General features: G+C 48.7%; 15 protein-coding genes. 7 read left to right on the top strand and 8 right to left on the bottom strand.

The window, feature by feature from the left end:
• The first annotated feature begins 142 nt into the window (after positions 1-142).
• A complete protein-coding gene (locus QFZ51_RS27400; protein ID WP_370908180.1) occupies positions 143-466 on the top strand; it encodes a hypothetical protein in 324 nt (107 codons plus the stop codon).
• A 4-nt stretch (positions 467-470) separates the two neighbouring features.
• The gene (locus QFZ51_RS27405) at positions 471-2,969 is read left to right on the top strand and encodes an Hsp70 family protein (protein ID WP_429050607.1); all 2,499 of its coding nucleotides are present in this window, start codon (positions 471-473) and stop codon (positions 2,967-2,969) included.
• Here the strand turns inward: QFZ51_RS27405 and QFZ51_RS27410 are convergent.
• The 6 genes from QFZ51_RS27410 to QFZ51_RS27435 form a co-directional block, all read right to left on the bottom strand.
• The gene (locus QFZ51_RS27410) at positions 2,966-4,618 is read right to left on the bottom strand and encodes a hypothetical protein (protein WP_429050608.1); all 1,653 of its coding nucleotides are present in this window, start codon (positions 4,616-4,618) and stop codon (positions 2,966-2,968) included. The genes QFZ51_RS27405 and QFZ51_RS27410 overlap by 4 nt on opposite strands.
• A gap of 27 nt (positions 4,619-4,645) precedes the next feature.
• A complete protein-coding gene (locus QFZ51_RS27415) occupies positions 4,646-4,843 on the bottom strand; it encodes a hypothetical protein (protein WP_429050609.1) in 198 nt (65 codons plus the stop codon).
• A gap of 157 nt (positions 4,844-5,000) precedes the next feature.
• Positions 5,001-6,311 carry a hypothetical protein gene (locus QFZ51_RS27420; protein WP_429050610.1) on the bottom strand — a complete coding sequence of 437 codons (1,311 nt, stop codon included), beginning with the start codon at positions 6,309-6,311 and terminating at the stop codon, positions 5,001-5,003.
• 36 nt (positions 6,312-6,347) lie between these two features.
• Positions 6,348-7,601, bottom strand: a complete 1,254-nt coding sequence (locus QFZ51_RS27425) for a YeiH family protein (protein WP_429050611.1) — start codon at positions 7,599-7,601, stop codon at positions 6,348-6,350.
• A 25-nt stretch (positions 7,602-7,626) separates the two neighbouring features.
• Positions 7,627-9,045: a phytoene desaturase family protein gene (locus tag QFZ51_RS27430; protein WP_429050612.1), complete on the bottom strand. Its 1,419-nt coding sequence runs from the start codon at positions 9,043-9,045 to the stop codon at positions 7,627-7,629.
• Positions 9,046-9,153: 108 nt separating this feature from the next.
• Entirely contained in the window at positions 9,154-11,490 is a 2,337-nt protein-coding gene (locus QFZ51_RS27435) for a GAF domain-containing protein (protein WP_429050613.1), read from the bottom strand.
• Positions 11,491-11,644: 154 nt separating this feature from the next.
• On the opposite strand from QFZ51_RS27435, the gene QFZ51_RS27440 reads away from it, so the two are divergent.
• Positions 11,645-12,217: a DUF1579 domain-containing protein gene (locus QFZ51_RS27440; protein WP_429050614.1), complete on the top strand. Its 573-nt coding sequence runs from the start codon at positions 11,645-11,647 to the stop codon at positions 12,215-12,217.
• Between the two features lie 38 nt (positions 12,218-12,255).
• Here the strand turns inward: QFZ51_RS27440 and QFZ51_RS27445 are convergent, their stop codons facing one another.
• Entirely contained in the window at positions 12,256-13,140 is an 885-nt protein-coding gene (locus QFZ51_RS27445) for a carbohydrate kinase family protein (RefSeq protein ID WP_429050615.1), read from the bottom strand.
• Positions 13,141-13,244: 104 nt separating this feature from the next.
• On the opposite strand from QFZ51_RS27445, the gene QFZ51_RS27450 reads away from it, so the two are divergent.
• The 3 genes from QFZ51_RS27450 to QFZ51_RS27460 are packed head-to-tail and all read left to right on the top strand — an operon-like array spanning position 13,245 to position 17,689.
• Positions 13,245-13,928, top strand: coding sequence for a VIT1/CCC1 transporter family protein (locus QFZ51_RS27450; RefSeq protein WP_370908189.1), 684 nt, complete (start codon positions 13,245-13,247; stop codon positions 13,926-13,928).
• 58 nt (positions 13,929-13,986) lie between these two features.
• The gene (locus tag QFZ51_RS27455) at positions 13,987-15,030 is read left to right on the top strand and encodes a hypothetical protein (RefSeq protein ID WP_429050616.1); all 1,044 of its coding nucleotides are present in this window, start codon (positions 13,987-13,989) and stop codon (positions 15,028-15,030) included.
• The gene (locus QFZ51_RS27460; RefSeq protein ID WP_429050617.1) at positions 14,978-17,689 is read left to right on the top strand and encodes a hypothetical protein; all 2,712 of its coding nucleotides are present in this window, start codon (positions 14,978-14,980) and stop codon (positions 17,687-17,689) included. Before QFZ51_RS27455 ends, QFZ51_RS27460 begins: the two co-directional genes overlap by 53 nt.
• A gap of 1 nt (position 17,690) precedes the next feature.
• Here QFZ51_RS27460 and QFZ51_RS27465 read toward each other — a convergent pair whose 3' ends face one another.
• On the bottom strand, positions 17,691-19,889 hold the full coding sequence (locus QFZ51_RS27465) for a S41 family peptidase (protein WP_429050618.1): 2,199 nt from the start codon (positions 19,887-19,889) through the stop codon (positions 17,691-17,693).
• Between the two features lie 161 nt (positions 19,890-20,050).
• On the opposite strand from QFZ51_RS27465, the gene QFZ51_RS27470 reads away from it, so the two are divergent.
• Positions 20,051-22,168 (top strand): DNA topoisomerase 3, encoded by a 2,118-nt coding sequence (locus QFZ51_RS27470; RefSeq protein ID WP_429050619.1) that lies wholly within the window; start codon positions 20,051-20,053, stop codon positions 22,166-22,168.
• Positions 22,169-22,256 lie beyond the last annotated feature (88 nt).

Consider the following 22,256-nt stretch of genomic DNA (forward strand, 5'->3'; position numbering starts at 1 on the left):
AGGTTACTACTTTTAGCATATGGTTATTCAAAAGGACCTACCTCTCATCAAAGCCGATGCCATACATAGGAAACGTTTTCCTTGACCGCCCCTGTAAACAGATTAAATTATCCATATATTTGCTTAGACCAGCATTTGAATAATGGACCCACTATCTACCCTGCATATCCGGATCATTAACCAGGTTTTTGAACTGGACAAGAAAACAAGTACCAAACCGGAGCTGCTATCCCTGCAACGTAATATAGACCGGATCAAACAGCATTTTGAAGAAGCCGGATATACCATTCTTAATCCATTGGGTGAACCGTACCGGGAAACACGGGTGGATTACGAAGCCAGTATCACCGGTGATATGTCGCCGGACATGGAAATAGTAAATGTGATCAAACCTGTTGTATATTATACTGCCGGGGGACAAAAGTCCATTTTACAAAAAGGGGTAGTCATTGCCGCCGCAAAATAAACCTATGAACAACCAAATTAATTTCGGTATCGACCTGGGCACCACCAACTCCCTGATCGCCAGGTTCCAGAACGGCGCCGTGGAAATCTTCAAAAACCCGTTTGGCCAGAAAGAAACACTGCCTTCGGTGGTGGCCTTCCGGAAAGACAGGATCATTGTTGGCGACAAAGCCCGTGAACTGATAGAGAAAGATCCGGAAAATGTATTCTCTTCTTTCAAAAGAAAAATGGGAACATCGGAATCTTTTTTTGTGCCCAATACCAGCGACTTTAAAACACCGGTAGAACTCTCTGCCCTTGTACTCCGCGAACTCAAAAACTTTATCTATACCGGTGAAAAACCGGAAGCAGTGATCATCACGATCCCCGCTTCTTTTGATACGATCCAGTCGAACGCTACCAAGAAAGCAGGTAACGATGCAGGCTTCAGTGAAGTACTGCTGTTGCAGGAGCCCATTGCCGCCAGCCTGGCTTTTGCCAACAAACAGGCCAACGCTACCTCCCTGCAGGGCCAATGGCTGGTGTATGATCTTGGCGGTGGCACTTTCGACGTGGCCCTCGTGAAAATTGTGGACGGTGAAATGCGTGTTACCGATCATGAAGGAGATAACTATCTTGGCGGCGTTGACTTCGACATCGCCATCATAGAGCAACTGGTGATCCCTGCCCTGCAACAACAACACGCCTTCCCCGACCTGCTCAACGAGATGCGCAGCGCACGCGGTAAATACAATACCCTGTATCATATCCTGCTAAAAAAGGCAGAAGAAGTAAAAGTGCAGCTCACCGCCAGTTCTTCTGCAGAAATAGAATTCGAGATCACTGATGCCGGCGGACAGACACAGGATATTTATCTCACCATCACCCGCGAACAATTTGAAACCGTTATATACGACCGCATACAATATTCCGTTGATCTGGTAAAAAGGATTATCAGCCGTAACCACCTCACCGCTGCCGATATCAAAGAAGTAGTGATGATCGGCGGCAGTACCTACATCCCGCTGGTAAAAAACCTGGTTACTGCACAACTGGGCATCCCGGTTAACTGCAGCGTAGATCCTACCACCGCGGTGGCCGCAGGCGCAGCATGGTATGCCGGCACCAAAACAATTACTCCGTCCAAATCCGCGGCCAGCAAACCTTTGGCGGCAGGCATACCGGACATCCGGTTTAAAACTGCCTACCAGAAAAACACTGCCGATAAAGAAGAATATTTCACTGCCATCGTAACCGGTCCTGTAGCCGGACTAAGCTATCGCATTGTGCGTACCGACGGCGGCTACGACAGCGGCATCAAACCACTGCAGGAACGCATATCCGAAATGTTGCTGCTCGCCGAAAATACCAGCAACGCATTTAATATCCTGGTATTCGATGCCGCCCACAACGAACTGCCGGTACAGGCACCGGTGATCGCTATTTCCCAGGGCAAGTTCAACATTCATGGTCAGCCACTGCCCAACGATATCTGCATTGAAATAGATGACCTGGAAAATAATACGACCAAGCTGGAACTTATCTTTGAAAAGAACGCCATCCTCCCGCTGAGGAAAACGATCATCAAAGAAGTGATGAAAACCATCCTGCGCACCGGCCAGGACAGCCTGCTGATCAACGTACTGGAAGGCAGTCGCTATGCCATCCCGGGCAGTTGTATCCCTCTCGGCATGATTGAAATAAAAAGCACAGACCTCATCACCGACCTTGTAAAAGGCTCCGATGTGGAAATTACTTTGCAGATCAGCGAAAGCAGGGACCTGTCCGTGAAAGCAGTATTGCTCATGAACGAACAGGAATTCTCCGAAGTATTTAACCCGATGGTCAGGAAAATAAACACTGGTAAACTGCTCGACGATATCCGGCAGCTGCGCCTGAGTGCATCTGAAAAAATAAAATCATTCAGGAGAAGCCAGCAATATGAACTGGCTGCCACGGTACAAGATATCATGGTGGATCTTGATCATATCAGCAACCGCCTGGAACTGCTCAGCACAGACGATGTGACCGATGAAAAATATCAGCTGGAAGAAAAGAAACGTAAACTCGCGCAACACCTCGACAGCACCGGGAAAGACCAGCTGATCGTAGAAATTACCGAACTCTATTTTAAACGGAAAGAATATTGTTTGTATAATATCCGGGAAGAAGAAGACAGCGCCCGCATGATCCGTTTTGAAAAGGTCATTGCCGATGAAAGCGCCTGTCTTTCTTCACAAAGCTACTATGCAATCAAAGCAAAAATTGATGAGCTGAATGACCTCACCTGGGAAATAAGACGCAATAAACCCGAAACCTGGATCAATGCGTATTATTACTATGCCAATGTAAGTACAGAAGATTATACTGACCCGCAAACAGCTGCCCGTTTCAAGGAAATCGGAGAAAGAGCGCTGGAACGGAAAAATTATGAAGAACTGAAAGTAGCCGTGAATCAACTGTACAACCTCATGCCGGATACCAAAAAAGAAGCCGATCAGCTGAAAGGAACCGGGATCGGCTAATTGGCGATTTCCAGCTCTATGCCTGCGGCATTATTTTCCAGCAGGTTGAAGTGGAGACTGGTACTGTCTGTGAGTCCGATTTCAATAGGGATATTCCGGTTGGAAGTGGCCCAGTAATTGGGATCCAGTTTGAAAATAAGGCTGCTTTCTTTGAGGAAGTCTTTGGAATTTTTATAAGGCAGGAGGAAAAAGCCTTTTGTGCGGTATGCATGTACATCGCTCATCGGGTATTTAGCCTCCTTTGTTCCATCCCAGTATTGCCCTGCATAAATATACAGCTGGTTAACCGAGAGCTGTAATGGTACAAAGGCACTGTCGGCCGGCGCAATATAACAGGAATAAAAAGTATCCGGCGTCTGGATCATGGCGATGAAAGGAACTGTTAAACGGTTATAAAGGTGCAGGCTTTGACGGAAAATAGTGTTTGCTTTTGTGGTTGGTATAGTAATTCCAGGCTCCCGGTTTATAAAACGATCTTCCTCCTTTTTCAATCCAGCCGGATCATTGGTATTTTTGAACAGGTATTTATCCAGCGCAGCCATAAAATCGGGGCCATATACATCTGCGCCCGTTTTCGGCATTATGGCCATATCGCTTCTGCCGGAATCAAATGCGGCAACCTGCATATTGTCTAGCAGGTATTTCACCGCCGCTTCCGTGCGGCTGCCGGCAAAATAATTTGTAGATGCAGGTAACGTGGGGTTGTGCCTGGTAAACATCGGTCTTACGTTGATAACAAAAAAAAGTATCAGCGCAATACCAATGATCAGGGAACCTGCACCCTGTTCACTTAACCATTTCGGCCGGATAGGCGCTACCCAACGCCCAATCCGCTGTGTAAGCGACATCTTTTTCTCCTGCTCCTTCCAGTACCCTTTCATCTTCGCTTTCCATCGTTGCATTTCCTCCTGCACATATTCCGAGGTCAGTAATTTCCCTACCAGTCCAAGTGTAGCCATGCCATTTGTAAAATCATTCCGGTAAATAGCCAGGCCCAGGTTAATCATGCAGATACCGTAATCACTTCTCCACTCATGAAACACTTGCGGCAGCTGATTCAGTTGTTTCACCAGGAGAATATTGGCGAATCCCCACAGCTCTTTCCATGGCATCACTTCGCCGGCCCGGAGTTTCGTTATAACAATTTTCGCCTGTTCTTCCAGCACTCTCAAATAACGGAATATCCGCCCATAACTGGTAGTAGTATGTTCCCCATCCAGCAGCCAGGGATTGGCAAAAAGATGGGAGGTATTTTGCAGCCGCTGATGTTTCAAACTATCCAGTACCGCATTTGTAAACAGCGGTTCATAATAAGGAGAGATAAATTTCAGGAACGCATGCTCTTCGTAAAGCGGGTTATTGGCAAACCGGCCGGTGATATCACCCGTTTCCAGGAAATGCAGCAGTACGGGGTCGGCGGCGATTTGCGCATGATAGCGCAGCTCATTGCCTGCCGACAGCTGGTCAAAAAACTGCAGGAGCTGGTGCTTATTGAATACCCAATCATTTACTTTAAGTTGCTTATCATCGGACAGTTCCAGTTCTGCCAGCATTTTTTTCCGGAGAAGGGATAACGCAGCACTGTTCCCGGTATCTACGGGTCCACCATGAACGGCTTCCAGGAAACTAAGGGGATTCACATATTTCATAAGAAAGCAAAATAAATAAAAAAGCGGCTACTCCATCGGAATCAGGTCTACGCCGTTGAAATTATTGGTCAGCTGCCGGAGTTGCAATTGCTGTTGCAGTTGGTTCTTTTCGGATAAGAAAACTTCTACCGGGATATAACGGTTGGAGTGCTGCCAGTAGCTGCTATCCAGGTTGAGCTGCAGGCACGACGTTTTCAGGAACGAAAGCGCATCATAAACAGGCATAAGAAAAAAACCTTTAGCACGATAAGATGCTACGTAGTCCATTGCATACTCCGCCTTCCATTCCGGGTCCCAGCCTGTGCCGGCGTAAAAGTATACCCTGCATATGGAAAGCGGCAGGGGCACAAAGGCGCTGTCGAACGGCGCTATGTAACACGAGTTAAAAAGAGTCGGGCGTTTGCACCATCGTAATCAGCGCTCCATCCTGGTGGTTAACCACTTGCATGCTTTGCCGGTGCCCGGCATCGTTCCGGGAGCTGTCTTCCGGCGCCCACTTCCTCGACCGGCCAAAAGGCGGACGCACAAAGCCGGCGCCGTAATCTCCCTGCATCCGTACGGCTTTCATAAAATCGGCGCCATACACATCTGCGCCTGTGGCAGGAACTGGCAGCCTGGTACCTTCCAATAGCTTCTTCGCACGCTTTTCATTGTCCATCAGTAACTGTGATAAAAGATACTGCATGGTCAGCGATGTACGGGCGCCGGTAAAAATGCTGTTCGCGCTTTCCCGGACCTTTATACGGGGTACCTGTTCCTGTTCAAAGCGTGCGCCGATAATGATGGCCACGATAATGGCCAGCGCAACTCCTCCTTTCAGCAAGGTATCGCGGAGCAGTTTCCGGCGTTGTTGTTTCGTTTTATACTCTCTCCCGAAAAACCTGCCCAGCAATGATTTGCGGCTGGCAGCTTTTTCTTCCAGTTGCTGTAAATATTTGGCTGTTTCTTCTCTCACATACGCGCCGCATTTCAACGCTTTTACGGCATACAGGATTTCCAGCGCTTTTTTATTTTCACGGGTACCATCCAGCGCCAGTGCGAAGTTGATCATGAGGATACCAGAGTCGTTTCTGAACTCCTGGAAAATTTCCGGCAATGCATTCAACACCTGTACCTGTTGCAAATTCACATACGGCGCTGCGTCCTTCCACCCCGAGCGGGGATCCGCCCTCCTGCGTTGTTCTGCTGCTTCCAGTATTTTATAGGATTCCTGTAATGCCCGGAATATTTTATCATAACTCCGGTGCTGGTGTTCGCCGTCCATTAGCAGCGGGTTCGCATACAGTTGCTGTACTTCCGGCGCCTGCTGTTGTTTCAGGCTATCGAGTACCGCAGTGGTAAACACCGGCTCATAAAACGGAGCTATAAAAGTGAGGAAGGCAGGCGTATTGTAAAGCGGGTTATGATTAAAAAATCCTGTCAGCTTACCTGTTTCCAGGAAAACCAACAGGACGTTATCATCCCTGATCTGTTGATGTAGGTGTAATTTGCCGGGCGACTGCAGTTCATCAAAAAAAAGCAGCAGGTCGTTTTTACTGAACCATTGCGCTCCTGCCCGTAATACCTTTTCTTCCGATAATTCCAGCTCTGCCATCATTTTTTTCCGGAGAAGGGATATCGCAGCAGTATCCTCTGTTGATACGGGTCCGCCATTCATCTTCTCCAGGAAAGCAAAGGGATTCAGGTATTTCATATACCGGCAAAATACTAAAAAAAGTAATCAGCCGGTTCAGGAAAACAGCAGGTAAGCCAATATCAGTGTAACAATTACATTAAACGTTTGGGCTATCAGGAACGCATATACCGGTTTCCTGCTTTCTGTGCCGATCAGGTCCTTGAAATTTGTTTCCAGCCCGATACTGGTAAATGCCAGCGCAAACCACAGTCCCTGTAAACTTTTCAGCGATCCTTTCACCGGCGCAATAGCAGCGGGCGACAACAAAAAGGAGAACACCAGCGACGCAATGATAAAGCCGATCACAAATTTTGGAAACCTGTCCCAGATCACCTTCAGCGTGGGCTTTTGCTCCTTGTCGGCCGCATTCGGATGTTTGGTATATGTCCAGTATACGGAAATCGCAAAAGCGGCAATACCCAGTAACACATTCTGCGAAAATTTCACGATAGTGCTGATCTTCAGTGCAGTTTCACCTACCAGTGATCCGGATGCTACCACTGCCCCGGTAGTATCTATACTGCCGCCCAGCCAGGCCCCTGTTACTTCTTCGGGGAACTGGAAATGGTGGGCTATCATCGGCATAAAGATCATCATCGGGATGGCCGTGATCAATACCAGTGAAATCACCAGCGATAACTTCTTTGAATCGCCTTTAATAGCGCCGGAAGTAGCGATGGCGGCAGACACCCCGCAAATAGACACCGCGCTGGACAACATCATGGTCAGCTCTTTATCTATTTTCAGTTGTTTACATACCCAATAGGAAAAATACCAAACAGAAATAACGACCACCAATGCCTGTATCAGTCCAAGGGAACCGGCTTTCAGCACATCTGAAAAAATAACGGTGGTACCGAGCAATACCAGGCCTATCTTCACAAAAAACTCCGACGTAAGGGATTCCCGGAACCAGGCAGGCAGTTTAAACAGGTTACCGATCAGCAACCCGATGATGAGGCTGAAAATTACCGCTTCCAGTCCCAGTTCATTCAACGCGGCATTACCCGCTACAATCAGCGCCAATGTGGTTAATATAAACACTGCCGGGAATACCAGCAGGGTATTTTTTAATGATCTGCCGGTAAGAAAGGATCCCAGCAGGGCCACCAGCAACACGTAAATAAACTGTGCGCCGATCTTTAAAAAGTTGGCGCCGGTCAGCACCTTCATGGTAAGGTCACCGGCGGTGCTCCATTTGTAATCCGGTAAAGCAACATGTACTCCGGCCAGCGAAAGCAGGATGATCAGGAACCCCAATACAACAATGGCCCAATCTTCCTGTAAATAAGACTTAACTCCAGGCATATTTATTCATTAAGATAGTGACGGTTTAAAAAAAATCTTTCAGCACAGTGTTGGCAGCATGGTAGCCACACATGCCATGAACGCCGCCCCCCGGCGGTGTGGCAGAGGAACAGATATAGATTCCTTTGGCAGAAGTCCGATAGGGTGAAATGCGGCAGGCAGGGCGCGTGTACAACTGCCTGATGTCGATGATGCCGCCGTTGATATCACCGCCTACATAGTTTGGATTATATATTTCCATCTGTTGTGCATTCATAGTATGTTTTGCCAGGATCAGGTCGCGGAACCCCGGTGCAAAGCGTTCTATCTGCTGCTCAATGATCTGGGTCATATCCGCATCGCTGCCGTTGGGCACGTGACAATACGCCCATGCTGTATGCTTTCCGGCGGGCGCCCTTTCATCAAACAGGCTTTGCTGCGATAACAATACAAAAGGGGCCTTACAGATCTTACCATCGTATGCCTGTTGCTCCGAGAACGCAATTTCCTCAAAGGTGCCTCCCAGGTGTACCGTGATGGCCTGCCTGCATTCGGGCGCTGTAAAAGGAATGGGGCCGCTGAGCGCCCAGTCCATTTTAAACACGCCCGGACCGTAACGATAGCGCGACAGTTGCCGTTTATAGAATGGTGAAAAGTGATCACCGGCAATGGTAAGCAGTTGTTTTGGCGTGAGATCAAACACCACTGCATGATGCGATGGCAATTGCGACAGTGAACTAACGTGCACGCCTGTTTGAATTTCCCCGCCTAACGAAACAAAGTATTGGGCCAGGGCATTGCCAATGGCTTGTGAACCGCCTTTGGGAACCGGCCATCCGTAACGATGGCCTACCGCCGACAATACGATGCCGATGGCCGCAGAAGCCACATTGGTCAAGGGCTGTATGGAGTGTGCTGTCATGCCGGCCCATAAACCCCTGGCTGCCGTAGTGGAAAACCTGTTGGCAACAGCCGATGCTGAGCGCAGCGCATTCAACCCAAAACGGGCCATGATCAAAGGATGCCGCGGAAACGAAAAGGGTCCCAGGCTATCTTCCGCTACTGCCTCCCAATTGTCGGCCACCGGTTTTATCAGTTCCCGGTACACTTTTTTATCTGCTCCCAGCGCACGGGCGGTATCGTCCAGCGAGCGCGCCAGGAAGGCCGCCGTGCCGTCGTCAAACGGGTGGGCCGCTTCCAGCGGGGAATAGGCGAACTCCAAACCGTAATCTGCCAGCGGCAATTTGGAAAAAAAAGGAGACCCCATCGCCATCGGGTGCACCGCAGAACATACGTCGTGGTAAAACCCCGGCAACGTAAGCTCGGCAGTACGCATGCCCCCGCCAATGATGTCCTTTGCTTCCAGCAGTAATACCGATACCCCTTGCTGTTGCAGCCTGATGGCGGCAGATAAGCCATTGGGTCCGGACCCTACCACTATTACATCGTAATCTTTTTTCTCCATGAGCTGCTTGCCGCGGTTGAGAGGTACTACCCCCGCGCTGATTTATTAGTCTACAAACTTAGTATACTATTAACGGGAATGCAAATTATTTTTGAGAAAGATAATATTTTATTTCGCGTCTTCCACCACCACGCCCAGGCGCAGGGCTTTCAAACCGCTGAGGCCCTGCAGGTCTTCCAGTTCCAGTTCCTCCAGCTCCGGCTCCAGTACACCGGTTTCCTGTAAATAGCGGATAAACGGCAGGTAATCATCTACGTCGTCTTTGTCGGAATAGATCAACGCAATTTTATCAGGCTGGGTTAACCGCTCTTCGGTATTCCGGATATGTACTTTATCGATCCGCTTCTTGATCATCTGGTAACGGATGTTATATGCACCCTCCACATCAAACTTCCGTTCATCTGCCCGGAAGCTGATATCGATAGGATGGTTATGCACAAAAATAAGCTGGGTGGTAAACAACTCCTTCTCCATTTGCGCGATCAGCGAGTGGGTTAGTTTGGTGATGGCTACCATGGAAGATAACTGCCATAACCGGAGGTTTTTGAGATGAAAATGATTGAACGGTCGCGCCGGTGCAATAGACTGACCAATGTAAATATCATACTCCACGCCATCCGTTCTGAACTTTTCAAAATAACAGGGATAAGAATCCTGCAACTTGGCTTTCTCTGACTCCAGGTAGTTGTTCGCCGCCTGGGTAATCAGCTGCATAGATGTTTCCAGCGCATCTTTATTCACATTACCCGCCATGCTTTGCAGGCAGGTGTTAATCGTTTCGCGGGTATCAGGATATTGCGCCGCAATATGTTGCAGGTAATTCACCGATTCCTCTTCCAGGAACCTGTTCAGCGCGTTTTCATCGGAAGGGCTCAGCTGTTGATGCAACAGGGCCTGCTGCCACCGCTGGCTATGATAGATCATTTCCTGCAGCAGGTCATTCTGCTGGTACTTGCGCAGCAAGTCCAGGGTATTGGCAAGGATGCTTAAATGACTGTCCAGGTCAGCGATGATAGCCTTATTTCTTTCTATAGTAGAATTCCGGATATCAATAGCGCCATACAAAGGGTATACTTCTTTAAACAATATATTGGTGATGACAGCCGGCCGGTTCTTTTTCAGCCTGTACAGGTAATGCCAGGCGGCCTCATTAAATTTCCACTGCACGGCCGGTTGTATGGAAGTAAATTTCTCTTTGATCACCTGCTCTATCTCCCCGTTAAATTCGTCTATATAGATCTGTAGTAGCTGGCCTATTGCGCCTATGGCAGGTTCCAGCAGCGACAACGTTTTCTCGTCAAAACTATGATCGCTCCAGGTATGTGCCGCAAATGCCCCTACCGGTTCACCCATATGGAAAATGGGCATAATAGCCAGCGACTTTACTCCCTGCTGACGGAAATGTTCCAGGAAGGAATATTCTTCCCGCGTTTCTTTTACGATATCCCCGGAAAAAAAGAAAAGTGGTTTCGACATAAAGGCCTTCGCATTCCTGCTGAATTCTTCCGGCGACAGGCGGCTTTCACCCCACACGGCAAACAATACACCCGTTCCACCTTTTTCAAAACTATATACGGGATTATCATTTACGCGCAGGAAAGGAAACAGGTCGAATTCAATCCTGCTGTCACGCACCAGCGATTTAAGCGATAAGATCACCCGTTCGTAATTCTGTTCATCAATCAATGTAGTACGCGATAACCGCATACCGGCAATATTCTCCACCGCTTTCTCCGCCGTTACATCTGTTACGGTGATCACACAAAATCCACGGAAGCTGAACAGGTCCAGCGGCAACATATCTTCCAGTATCTCTTCACCACCGCCTTCACTGAAATGCGTGTACAGCTGCACAAAATCAATGTCCGGCAGCTCACCCTTCGCCGTCACGTCAACAAAGTCGGTGCTGATGGCCACCGCATAATATTGCAGCAAACCGGTAGCTGTATTTACTCCTGCATGGTGTTGCTCCGTTTTTACCGGCGCCTGGAAATTATACAGCCGTTGCAGGATCAGTGAATACACCAGCTGCAGGCGCTCCCGGTGGTAATCTGCCGGTGTGCGGGTTACTTCGTAATTATACTCCGGCGAATTATTTGCCAGCAGTTGATAGATCAGGTCTGTACCATAAAAAGTAGTGGGAAGGAACGGGAAGCTAAGTCCCCAGGCCAGCTGATATTCCGGGCTCATGGCCGGAGAAAGGCAGGCATATACATATTCCAGCAGGCCGGAATACTGAGGGGTTTCTTCCAGGGGAATATCCCGCCGGCCAATATCCGATGCTTCAAACGCGGCCAGCGCTTCTTTATACAACCGGGCTTTCACGGTGGGTTCTTCGTGGATCCGCTGCCTGAGATAGGCGATAAATGGTTCAAAGGAAATGGCTGCATCTATGGCCAGTGGCTGCGCCTTATTTCCTGACACATCCAAGATGGTTGTTTGCATAAAGGGGAAAATTCTTTTTCAGGATCAAAGGTAGGGGAAATCCTGGCTATTTACGAGGTGTAACACGCATGCGATCGCGGAAAGCAATAAATATCTTACCTTGTTGGACTGTAATTTCACCCCATTACGAACATCTCTTAAACAGCTGCAAATCATGAAAACAATTTACCTGTTAACAGCTGCGTTATGCCTGTTAATTAACTCCGCAACCTTTGCCCAGCAAGACTCTGCCGCCATGATGAAAGCGTGGGCAGACTACATGACACCAGGCCCCGCACACCAGAAAATGGCAGAAACCGATGGCGAATGGACAGCCGACATGACCTTCTGGGAAAAACCGGATGCACCGCCCAGCAAATCAACCGGCACCGCCACTTACAAGATGATCCTTGGCGGCCGCTATTGTGAAGGCCGTTACACTGCCAACATGATGGGCATGAACTTCGAAGGCATTAGTACCATGGCGTACGACAATGCAAAGAAAAAATACTTCTCCACCTGGGTGGATAACATGGGCACCGGCATCATGGTGATGGAAGGTGAACCCCTCAAATCCGGCGATGGACTTGAATTTACCGGCAAAGGCCTGGACCCTGCCACCGGCAAAGAACACAACGTACGCCAGGTATTAAAATGGCAGGATAAAGACCATCACACCATGGAAATGTACCGGTTAACCGACGGGAAAGAAACAAAAGACATGGAAATCAAATACACCCGCAAATAACACCAGATCTGGCAGGGGAATTAACTTCCGGGTGGAAGCTATTTCCTCTGCTTTAAAATATCATTCACCTCATAGTCCGGTGCACCTCCCGCATAAGATGCCACCAGCGCTCCGAGGGCATTGGCAAACACCAGGCACTCCCGCGCCGCACGCCCACGGATCACACTATGCAGGAACCCCGCCAGGAACGCATCCCCGCTTCCGATGGTATCTGCCACCTTCACCACAATACCAGGTTCCACATAAAAAATATCGTTCATAAACAACAACGCACCCTCACCGCCCATCGTTACCACGATAGTCGCAATCCCAAAACGCTCCGATAACATACGCACGGCCTGCTCCTTATCCACATAAGGATGATACCATCCGCTGATCAGCGCCAGTTCATCCGTATTCAGCTTCAGGATATCACACTCCGCCAGTAACCATTCCACATGCGCCTGCGTATAATGCGGCTCCCTTAAATTAATATCCAGCACCTTCACCACTTCCTCCTTCAATGCCTGCTGCAACGTATGCAATGATACCTTGTCGCGCGAACAAAGACTTCCGAATACAAAATAACGTGTAGCCGTATCCTTTAGCCGCGCCGCCAATGCCGGTGTGTAATCAATAAAATCCCATGCCGCCGGGTATACGATATCATAATGCACATTATGCGGATCAGTCATATCCGCATATACTTTCCCCGTTTCCTGCTGTTCATCGGTCTGAACCAGGCTGGTATCCAGCCCATACCGGTGCAGCATGTCCAGCAACCCCTGCCCGCGGGCATCCCGTCCCACACGGGATACCAGCGACACCTGCTCTCCCAGCTTCTGCAGGTGGTAAGCTACATTCATCACCGCGCCACCGGGTAATTCTTTCTCTGGTAAAATATCCCAGAGCATTTCACCAAAACATACAATCCCGTTTGCCATAACTTTCCAATTTTGATTAAAGGTGATGATCGCTTACATTGTTCAGACAAAATACGATAAAGCACTTATATTTATAACGTGAAGCCCTCTAAACCCGGAAAAAGATGCACCAGGAAGAACACTTAAAAAGCTCAGATTTTATCACAGACATGGTCATTGGCATGAGCGACGGATTAACCGTGCCCTTTGCCCTGGCCGCAGGACTCAGCGGCGCCGTGAGCAGCAACAACATCATCCTCACCGCCGGTATCGCCGAAATTGTAGCCGGCTGTATCGCCATGGGCCTCGGCGGATACCTCGCCGGGAAAACAGAACTGGAACACTATGAAAGCGAATTAAGAAGAGAATATACAGAAGTGGAAACCGTACCCGACAAAGAAATGGAAGAAGTGAAGGAAGTGTTTGCGGAATATGGCCTCAGTCCCGAAGTACAACACCTGATTGCCACTGAACTGTCGAAAGACAAAACCAAATGGGTGAACTTCATGATGAAATTTGAACTGGGACTGGAAGCACCCAACCCAAACAGGGCGCGGCAAAGCGCGCTCACCATCGGCGCCTCCTATTTTGTAGGAGGACTGCTGCCACTATCGGCTTATCTTTTCACGGACACGCCTCAACGCGGTTTGATAGGTTCTACCGCGCTCACCATCATCTGCCTGTTTGTATTCGGCTATTTTAAAAGTAAAGTAACCGGTCAACCTCCCGTGCAGGGAGCCCTGAAAGTAACCATGATAGGCGTGCTTGCTGCAGCAGCCGCTTTTGCCATCGCAAAATTGGTTTCCTGAAAAATGAACATATACAAGGCCCGGCTGTTTGTAATCAGATCATTCGCATACCAGGAATATGAAGATATCGCCCAAAGCAAAAATATGGCTGAAAGTATTGGTGGTCCTGCTCATCCTCAGGATAGCCATTGGTGTGCTGTTATATTATCTTGTAGAACATAAGTTCGTAAACATCATACAATACATCGTCAGCAAAGAATCCGGGAATGCCTATAGGTTCGACGCGGATGATATTGACTTCTCCCTTTTCAAAAGAAATATTGTGATCAGCGGCGCACGGCTCACCGGGAAAGACACCGTTAACGTGGCCGCTCATTTCGATGTGTCCATTCCCAGGGTGTATCTTTCCATACAATCCTGGCGCGCGCTGATATTGCATAAAAAACTGCTGGTCGACAGCCTCTCCGTGATCAGCCCTGCGCTCATTATCCATGAACATGTGGCGCGCGGCTCCCGCCAGGAAGGATTCCAGCTTTCATCTTTAGTACAGCACCTGGAACAAACCCTGCAATATGTAAATGCCCGCATCGTTCACCTGCAAAACGGTTCCCTGGTATACAGCAAGGTAAATGGGCCGCCACCCCTGCGCGTCGATCATTTTAATTTCTCTATCCTCAACTTCTCCAAGGTTACCAACTCCGATAATCACATCCTTGGATCGGATGATGTGGACTTCTCATTCGACCGCCAACACTGGATCCTCCCGGATGGCAGGAATACTATCAGCTTCAGGCGGCTGCACTTCTCCGGTAAAAAACAGATTTTTGAACTCGACTCGGCCACCATCTTCAGTGCCGCCACTGCCACAAAAGGGGAAATGTCGCTGCAGGCAGATAAGTTCTACTTTAACGCCCGGCATCTTCCCGCTATTTATATGCGGGAAGAATTACTGATTGATACGCTCGTATGTATCCGTCCTGTATTAAAACTCCCTGGCAAGAAGGTGAGCACCAAAGATAAAAAGATAGCGCTGGACAGCCTGCCCAATACCCTGTTCAAACGAATGAACTTCCGGTACATCGAAGTAAAAGACGGCGAACTGCTGCTTCGTGGAAATGTGTCTACCGGCACCACCCAAACGTACCAACCTGAATATTTATAACCTCAATATTGCACATGATTCCACACCAGCCATCACCGCCGACAGCATCGCACTCAACCTCGATAAAATAAAGTTCTATTCGCTCGACAGCATGTTCCAGCTCAGTGTGGACGAATTTATCCTGCAACGGAACGATGTGATCTTTAACAACGTGGAATACAGCCCCACGCCGATGAACCATTCCGGCAAAGGATTAACATTCCGCGCTCCCTCCCTGCGGCTCAACAACGTAAGCCTGGAACACCTGCTGAGAAAGCGTTTAAAAGCCACCAGCGCAGTGCTCTATCAACCGGGTATTACCTTTCTTACCAAAGCAAAGAAACGGGTTAAAGGCAAAGTTCCTATAGACAGCACCGCTATTAAAATGCCGGCCTTCTACCAAACGCTGCATGGTCTCAGTGAACTGATACAGGTGAACACCTTCCGGATAGTAGATGGCAATATCAATTTTACTTCCAACGGCAAATCAAAGGTAACGCTGATGGTAAAAAACCTGAACACCGATATCCTGCTGCATAACTTCCTGCTCAGCGATTCGCTGGTAGATATCAAACATTCCATGCCCAACCTGCATATTTTGCAGGTGAATGTGATCTCCGATAAAGCTAATATCACCATGGATAACTACAGCTTCGATGGTACGCACCGGCATAATAAAGCCACGAAAGTAGCCGTGGCACTGGAAAACGGCACCCGCATAGCGGCACGGGATCTTTACTGGGAAGTATTCGACTGGGACGTATTTCAGCAATCAAAGGACATACAGGTAGATGTGTTAAGGATCGGGGCTATCGATATACAGGCACATCACAATGGCGCTAAAAAAGAAGGTCCTGCAAAGGATTTGCCGGTAATACGGGTTGCCCGGCTGGATATAGGCAAGGTGCAGTTCAACAGCGAAGGCGCCGGTGAGCACAGTAGTTTTAATGCGGATAAAATAGCTTTGAAAGATATGCGCACTCGGCAGCACTTCTTTACCTGGGCATCCGCCACAGGCCAGCTTAACCACATCAGCCATCACAGTAAAAAAATGGATGCTACCATTGGCAGCGTACGGTTTAACAGCAACGGTTATACGTACATTACCGATGCCGCAGCCACACTGCATAACAGTAACGGGCATACTAAAATAACCACCCCTTCTCTCGATATACAAACCAACATCCATAACACTGACTTCAGCAGGATAGCCATTAGTAAACTGGCTACGGGCAATGCCGCTGTTTCGCATACCAGCATCAAAGAACACGACACCACCCACCTGGAAACACAGGCCCGGCTAACGGGGAACCAACTGGAAGTAAATACCGGCAGTCAACAGTTGTTGCAATATGGCGATATGAACATGCAGTTATCGGCGCTCTCCTACAGTCATACCGGTACAATTGCTTCCGTTCCGCAGCTATCCCTGCAACTCAGTAAAGGTTCGTTGCATAAGGAGAAGTCCGGTCACCTGTCGCTCCGCTCAGGTGTGGACCTCACCTGGCAGGAGGCACAGTTCTCCCTGCACCAGGCCGATACGCTTGAACTGGTATTACAAAAATTATCGGGCATGTTTAAAGATGCATCCTTCTCCTGGAGCCAGGGTCATAAAATAAAGTGGCCCTCATTCATCAACAATACCACGCTCAGTGAAGGCGGATTGCACTATCGCAATAAACAGGTTCATGTCAACGCGGACAACTTTAAACTGGATCCGGCCACCCAAACATTTCAGGTGCGTAACTTTGAAGTGACGCCCAACCTTTCGGCAGAGGAAACTTTCCGCACTGCCCGCTGGCAACGCGATTACATTACAGTGAAAGGAGATGCATTGCAGATCAGCGGTATCAATATGCATCACCAACCCGGCGACACCACCATTGCTATCCGTAAAATTACGGTGGACAATACACAGCTGACAACGGCGAGGGATAAACGAATTCCGTTTGAACACGGCATTGAAAAATGGATGCCCACAAAATTAATTCATACCATTCCATTTGCGCTCCGGGTAGATTCCATTGTGGTACAACAATCTGCGGTAACGGTCAATGAATCGTCGAAGTCCACGAACAAATGGTCAGCCGTACCCATTACGGATATCAACGCCCTGATTACCCATTTCGGCAACACCTACAGCAACGCCGACAGCCTCCTGGTACAGGCTACCGGCAGGCTCCTGGGAAATCCTATCCGTTACTTTTCCTATCATGAATCCTATGGAGATTCCCTTTCCGGCTTTACAGCAGAAAGCTATCTTGCTCCAATGGACCTGAAAGATTTTAATGCCGTAGCCATCCCGATGGCAGCTGTAAAGGTAAGACGCGGTTATGCGGATACGATCTTCTCACAATGGTCCGGAAATAAATACGCTACACTTGGCGCCATGAATTTTTATTATCACAACCTGAACGTACAGGTGCTGAATAAAAAGGATTCCACGCGGCAGGGTTTCATGGCTAACCTGGAAACGTTCCTGGCCAACCTCTTCCTGAAAAACCGCAATCAACGGCCCACCCGGATGTTCTTTATCCGCGACCGGGAAAAGTTCATCTTCAACTATTGGGTAAAAGCAGAAACTTCCGGTATCATAACAGCCGTAGGCGTTAAAAAAGACCGGAAGTACCTGAAGAAATATAATAAAGCAGCAAAGAAATATTCTTTACCAAAAAAGTAACTTATTCCCTGATAATAGCCAGGGCCTTGTCCAGCAGCTCGTCCCTGTTTTCACGTATACCCTTCACCGTTGGCTCCATTACAATATCCGGCACAATCCCCACCCGTTGCGTTTCCCGTCCATCAGGATAGTACACGCCAATGCCGGTGATGAGCGTTTGCACGCCACCGGGAAGTGCGAAATAAGAAACATTTCCATCTGCACCGGCGGTAGTACTGCCCAGCACCACAGCACGCGGCGCCAGCCGGAGCGCCATGGTTACAAACTCGGCGTTGCTTTGCGTGGTGGCATCCACCAGGATAACTATCTTGCCTCTGTAATAATCTTTGTTCTTTGCGCCGGCCTTCATTTCACCTGTCACGCCAAACAACCCTGGCTGCTGTACACTGCCAACAGTAAACTTAGCAAAAGGTACAGGCGACGGCAGCACATACTTCACAAGTGAAGCCAGGAGGTTGTCTGCGGGATAAGAACGCATATCTATCACCATTCCTTTGGTGTTTTTAAAAGCTTCCCCTACCGAATCCATTTGTGTATTCTTAAAATAACCGGGATATACATATCCTACGTCTTCCCCGATCATCTTCCAGGAAACAGATGGGCGGTCGCCCGCTATGATGGCCTGTTTATAAGTAGTGGTAGCCAGCGTTACACTGCTGATCTTACCCTCTCTTTCGTATTCCAGCTGCAGGGTACTGTCCTGCGTTTGAAACAGGATCCGTTCAATCCTGTTCAGTTGCGTGGCATAGTTGGAAGCAGAAGCAAGCGGCAATAATCGTTGTACCATAGCCGTCACCGGCTCTTTATTAACAGCGGTAATCACATCACCAACCTGCAATCCGTATTTTTCATCACCCACTTTCACCAGCACCGCCTTGTTTTCCACAAACCGTGCCCGCAGTGGCAACGTTCTAAACCTGTCTGTATTGCGAATCACCACATTGGCGCCATATATACCTGCATGCGAATCGTGGATACCTGCAATCAGCCGCAGCAGCGCAGTTTGGTATGCCGCAGTATCTGCCGCGTTAATCATTGCCGGTATATACTCCGCCAGTTTATTATTCCAGCCTTCGGTGATCAGGTGCTTATAAGGAAAACAATACTGTATGATATTCCAGTAGCGGTATAATGCCAGCAGGCGGAAACCGGCGTCAGGATAGGCCATGGTGTTATAGGCCTGCTCATTTTTAAATGCCGGATTACCAGCAGGCTCCAGTCCGAGGTAATAACTGGCATCATCGCGGTTCATGGCGGCCACTGTCTTCAGGGCTGCCGATAATGCCGTACCTAATGTTTTCTCATCTGAAATCCAGTCGAGATCAGGGGTGAATTTAATCACCATTTTACCGGTGTGCATACGCCGGAACTCCTGCGGCGCCGTAAGCTGGTTGGTCCACCGAAGCAGGACCTCATTCCTGGCCGTTTCGCTGGTACTGCTCAATACCTCCGGTAAGATCCGGAATAATTCATAGTCCCAGTTGTACTCCCCGGCCATTATTGCAGGATGATAATATTTCAGGAAGCCCCAAACCTTTCCAAGTACTTCCAGGTGTGTTGCCTGCAGCGGGGTAAGACTGGAAATACTGATACCCGAGCCTTTGTCAAACGCATGATCACTGTCGGCTTTATACACGTGGAGCGGTGGTGCGTCCTTCAATGGTTTGCCATCAATCAATACTTCCAGGTTATCCGCCCATACGTTACCATTGCTGTGATTAATGGCGCCGGCGTATACTGTGCCGCCACCGGACGGGAGGGAAAGGGTAATGTTGTATTGCTGCCAGCCGGTAGTTCCCTGCAGCCGCCGCTTCTGCATATTATCCATTTTGTATACGGCACCCGATTTATCGTCTACCCGCATAAACAGGCCGGCATAACCATCGGTAACTGCATCCAGCTTCAGGTAGCCTTTGAGCGAAATGGTTTTCCCGGCAAAAGTAACGGGTATACGTATCACGGTACAACCATAATCATTCATTCCTCTTTTTTCAAATGGTGTAATGCGCAATGCTCCATGTCCTTCGTAATAGGTGCTGTCGTCGACGGCCAGGCGGTATTTACCGCCCCAGTCGACCCACCCGTCAGGCAACGCGCCTCCCGGTTTTTTACTTTCGAAGCTTCCGTCAAAAGATGCAGGGTATTGTGCTACAGCGGGAAGCGATAAGGCACACGATAATACAAGGGCAGGAAAGCGCATAAGGAAAAGATGTTAGTTTCAAATCTTCCTTAAAATAACAGGTATTTTTGGAGACTAAAAGTTAAAGTGTGTACTTGATTATTTTAAGATTTTTGGCGTATTTTAACCTTCTTTCATTTACAACTTTTTATCCGACATTTGTTACCCAATTTTAAACGAATATGAAAGTTTGCATTGCTGAAAAACCAAGCGTGGCAAGGGATATTGCAGAAGTGATCGGTGCGAAACAACGCAAAGATGGCTACTATGAGGGCAATGGCTACCAGGTAACCTGGACTTTCGGACATTTCTGTACTCTAAAGGAGCCGCACGATTATTACGAACAATGGAAGTTCTGGCGACTGGAAGATCTGCCCATGATCCCTCCCAGCTTCGGTATCAAACTAATTGAAAATTCAGGTGTACAAAAACAGTTTAAAATTATAGAAAGCCTGGTGCAGGCCTGTGAAGAAGTGATAAATTGCGGGGATGCCGGGCAGGAAGGAGAACTAATCCAGCGCTGGGTGCTGCTGAAAGCGAAATGCGCCGCCCCCATTAAAAGGCTCTGGATTTCATCTCTGACAGTGGAGGCTATCCGCGATGGCTTTCAAAACCTGAAAGCATCCGAGCAATATAACAACCTGTACGCCGCAGGCAGCGCACGCGCTATCGGCGACTGGCTGCTGGGCATGAACGCCACCCGGCTGTTCACTAAAAAATTTGCACAGGGTAAGGTAGTACTGTCCATCGGAAGGGTGCAAACACCTACCCTGGCCATGATTGTGCAGCGGCAAAAGGAAATCAATGCCTTTGTGTCGGAAGACTACTGGGAACTGAAAACCATTTACCGGGAAACAGAATTCACCGCGGCCATCGACCGCCTGAAAACACCGGATAAAGCCGCCAAAGGGCTCGCCTATCTCAAAGAACACCCGTTTGAGGTGACTTCCTTCGAAAAGAAAGACGGAAAAGAAGGCAATCCGCGCCTGTTTGACCTCACCGCCCTGCAGGTGGAAGCCAATAAAAAATTCGGCTTCTCTGCAGATGATACGCTCAAATATATTCAGAACCTTTACGAGAAAAAGCTGACTACCTACCCCAGGGTGGATACCACTTATCTCTCGGAAGACCTGCATCCGAAAATTGCCGGTATCCTGCAGGATATGACGCCCTACAACGCGCTCACTGCACCACTGCTGGCTGCTCCTATCCCAAAGCTAAAGACTGTTTTCGACGATAAAAAAGTAACAGATCACCATGCCATCATACCGACCGGTCAGCATCCCGGTGGTCTTCCCCTGGAAGAAAAAAGGATCTACGACCTGGTAGCCCGCCGCTTTATTGCCGCTTTCTACCCGGAATGTAAGATCTCCAATACCACCGTACTCGGTAAAGTAGGACAGGTACCTTTCAAAGTAACCGGTAAACAGATTATAGAACCGGGATGGAAAGAAGTATATGCCAACGATGTAAAAGAGAAAAAGGAAGGGGAAGAAGAAGAGAAAATACTCCCTCACTTTGAAGTGGGTGAAAGCGGACCACATACCCCACGCATCCACCAGGGCAAAACCTCTCCGCCCAAAGCCTTTACAGAAGCGACCTTGCTGAGAGCAATGGAAACTGCCGGCAAGCAGGTAGATGATGAGGAAATGAGGGAACTGCTGAAAGACAATGGCATCGGCCGGCCTTCCACCCGCGCCAATATCATCGAAACCCTGTTCCGCAGAAAATATATCGAGAAGAAAAAGAAAAATATCTATGCCACCCAAACCGGCATGGATCTCATTGACACCATCCAAACAGAGCTGCTGAAAAGCGCCGAACTAACCGGTCAGTGGGAACGTAAACTACGCCTCATAGAAAAAGGCGAGTACGCGATGGACACCTTCAAAGATGAACTGATCCAGATGGTAGTTGACCTTACCAAAGAAGTAAAAACATCCAGCTACAAGTTCATCACCATTGCCCCTGATCCCCCGCCTGTACCGGAAGAAAAAGAGAAACCCAAAAAGGAACCTAAGCCCAAAAAGGCCGTAGTGATAGCGGAAATGCAATGCCCGAAATGCAAAACGCATCCGCTCAAAAAAGGCAACACCGCCTATGGCTGCGCCAATTTTAAAGAATGCGGCTTCAAACTTCCGTTCGAAATACTGGGCAAAAAATTAACCGACAAACACATTGCGGACCTGCTGACCAAAGGCAAAACCGCCAAAATAAAAGGGCTCCAGGTTCCTGGCAGCACGGAGGAGCGCGAAGGGAGGCTCGAGCTGGGGGCGGACTTTAATGTCACGTTGACTTAGTGCAGGGGACCGGCGCGTATTTTGTCTTTCTCGCTGATTACGCTGATTATACTGATTACCCGGATTTTTACTTTTGGATTTTATTTGA

This window comes from Chitinophaga sp. W3I9, from assembly GCF_050434025.1.
Classification (GTDB): domain Bacteria; phylum Bacteroidota; class Bacteroidia; order Chitinophagales; family Chitinophagaceae; genus Chitinophaga.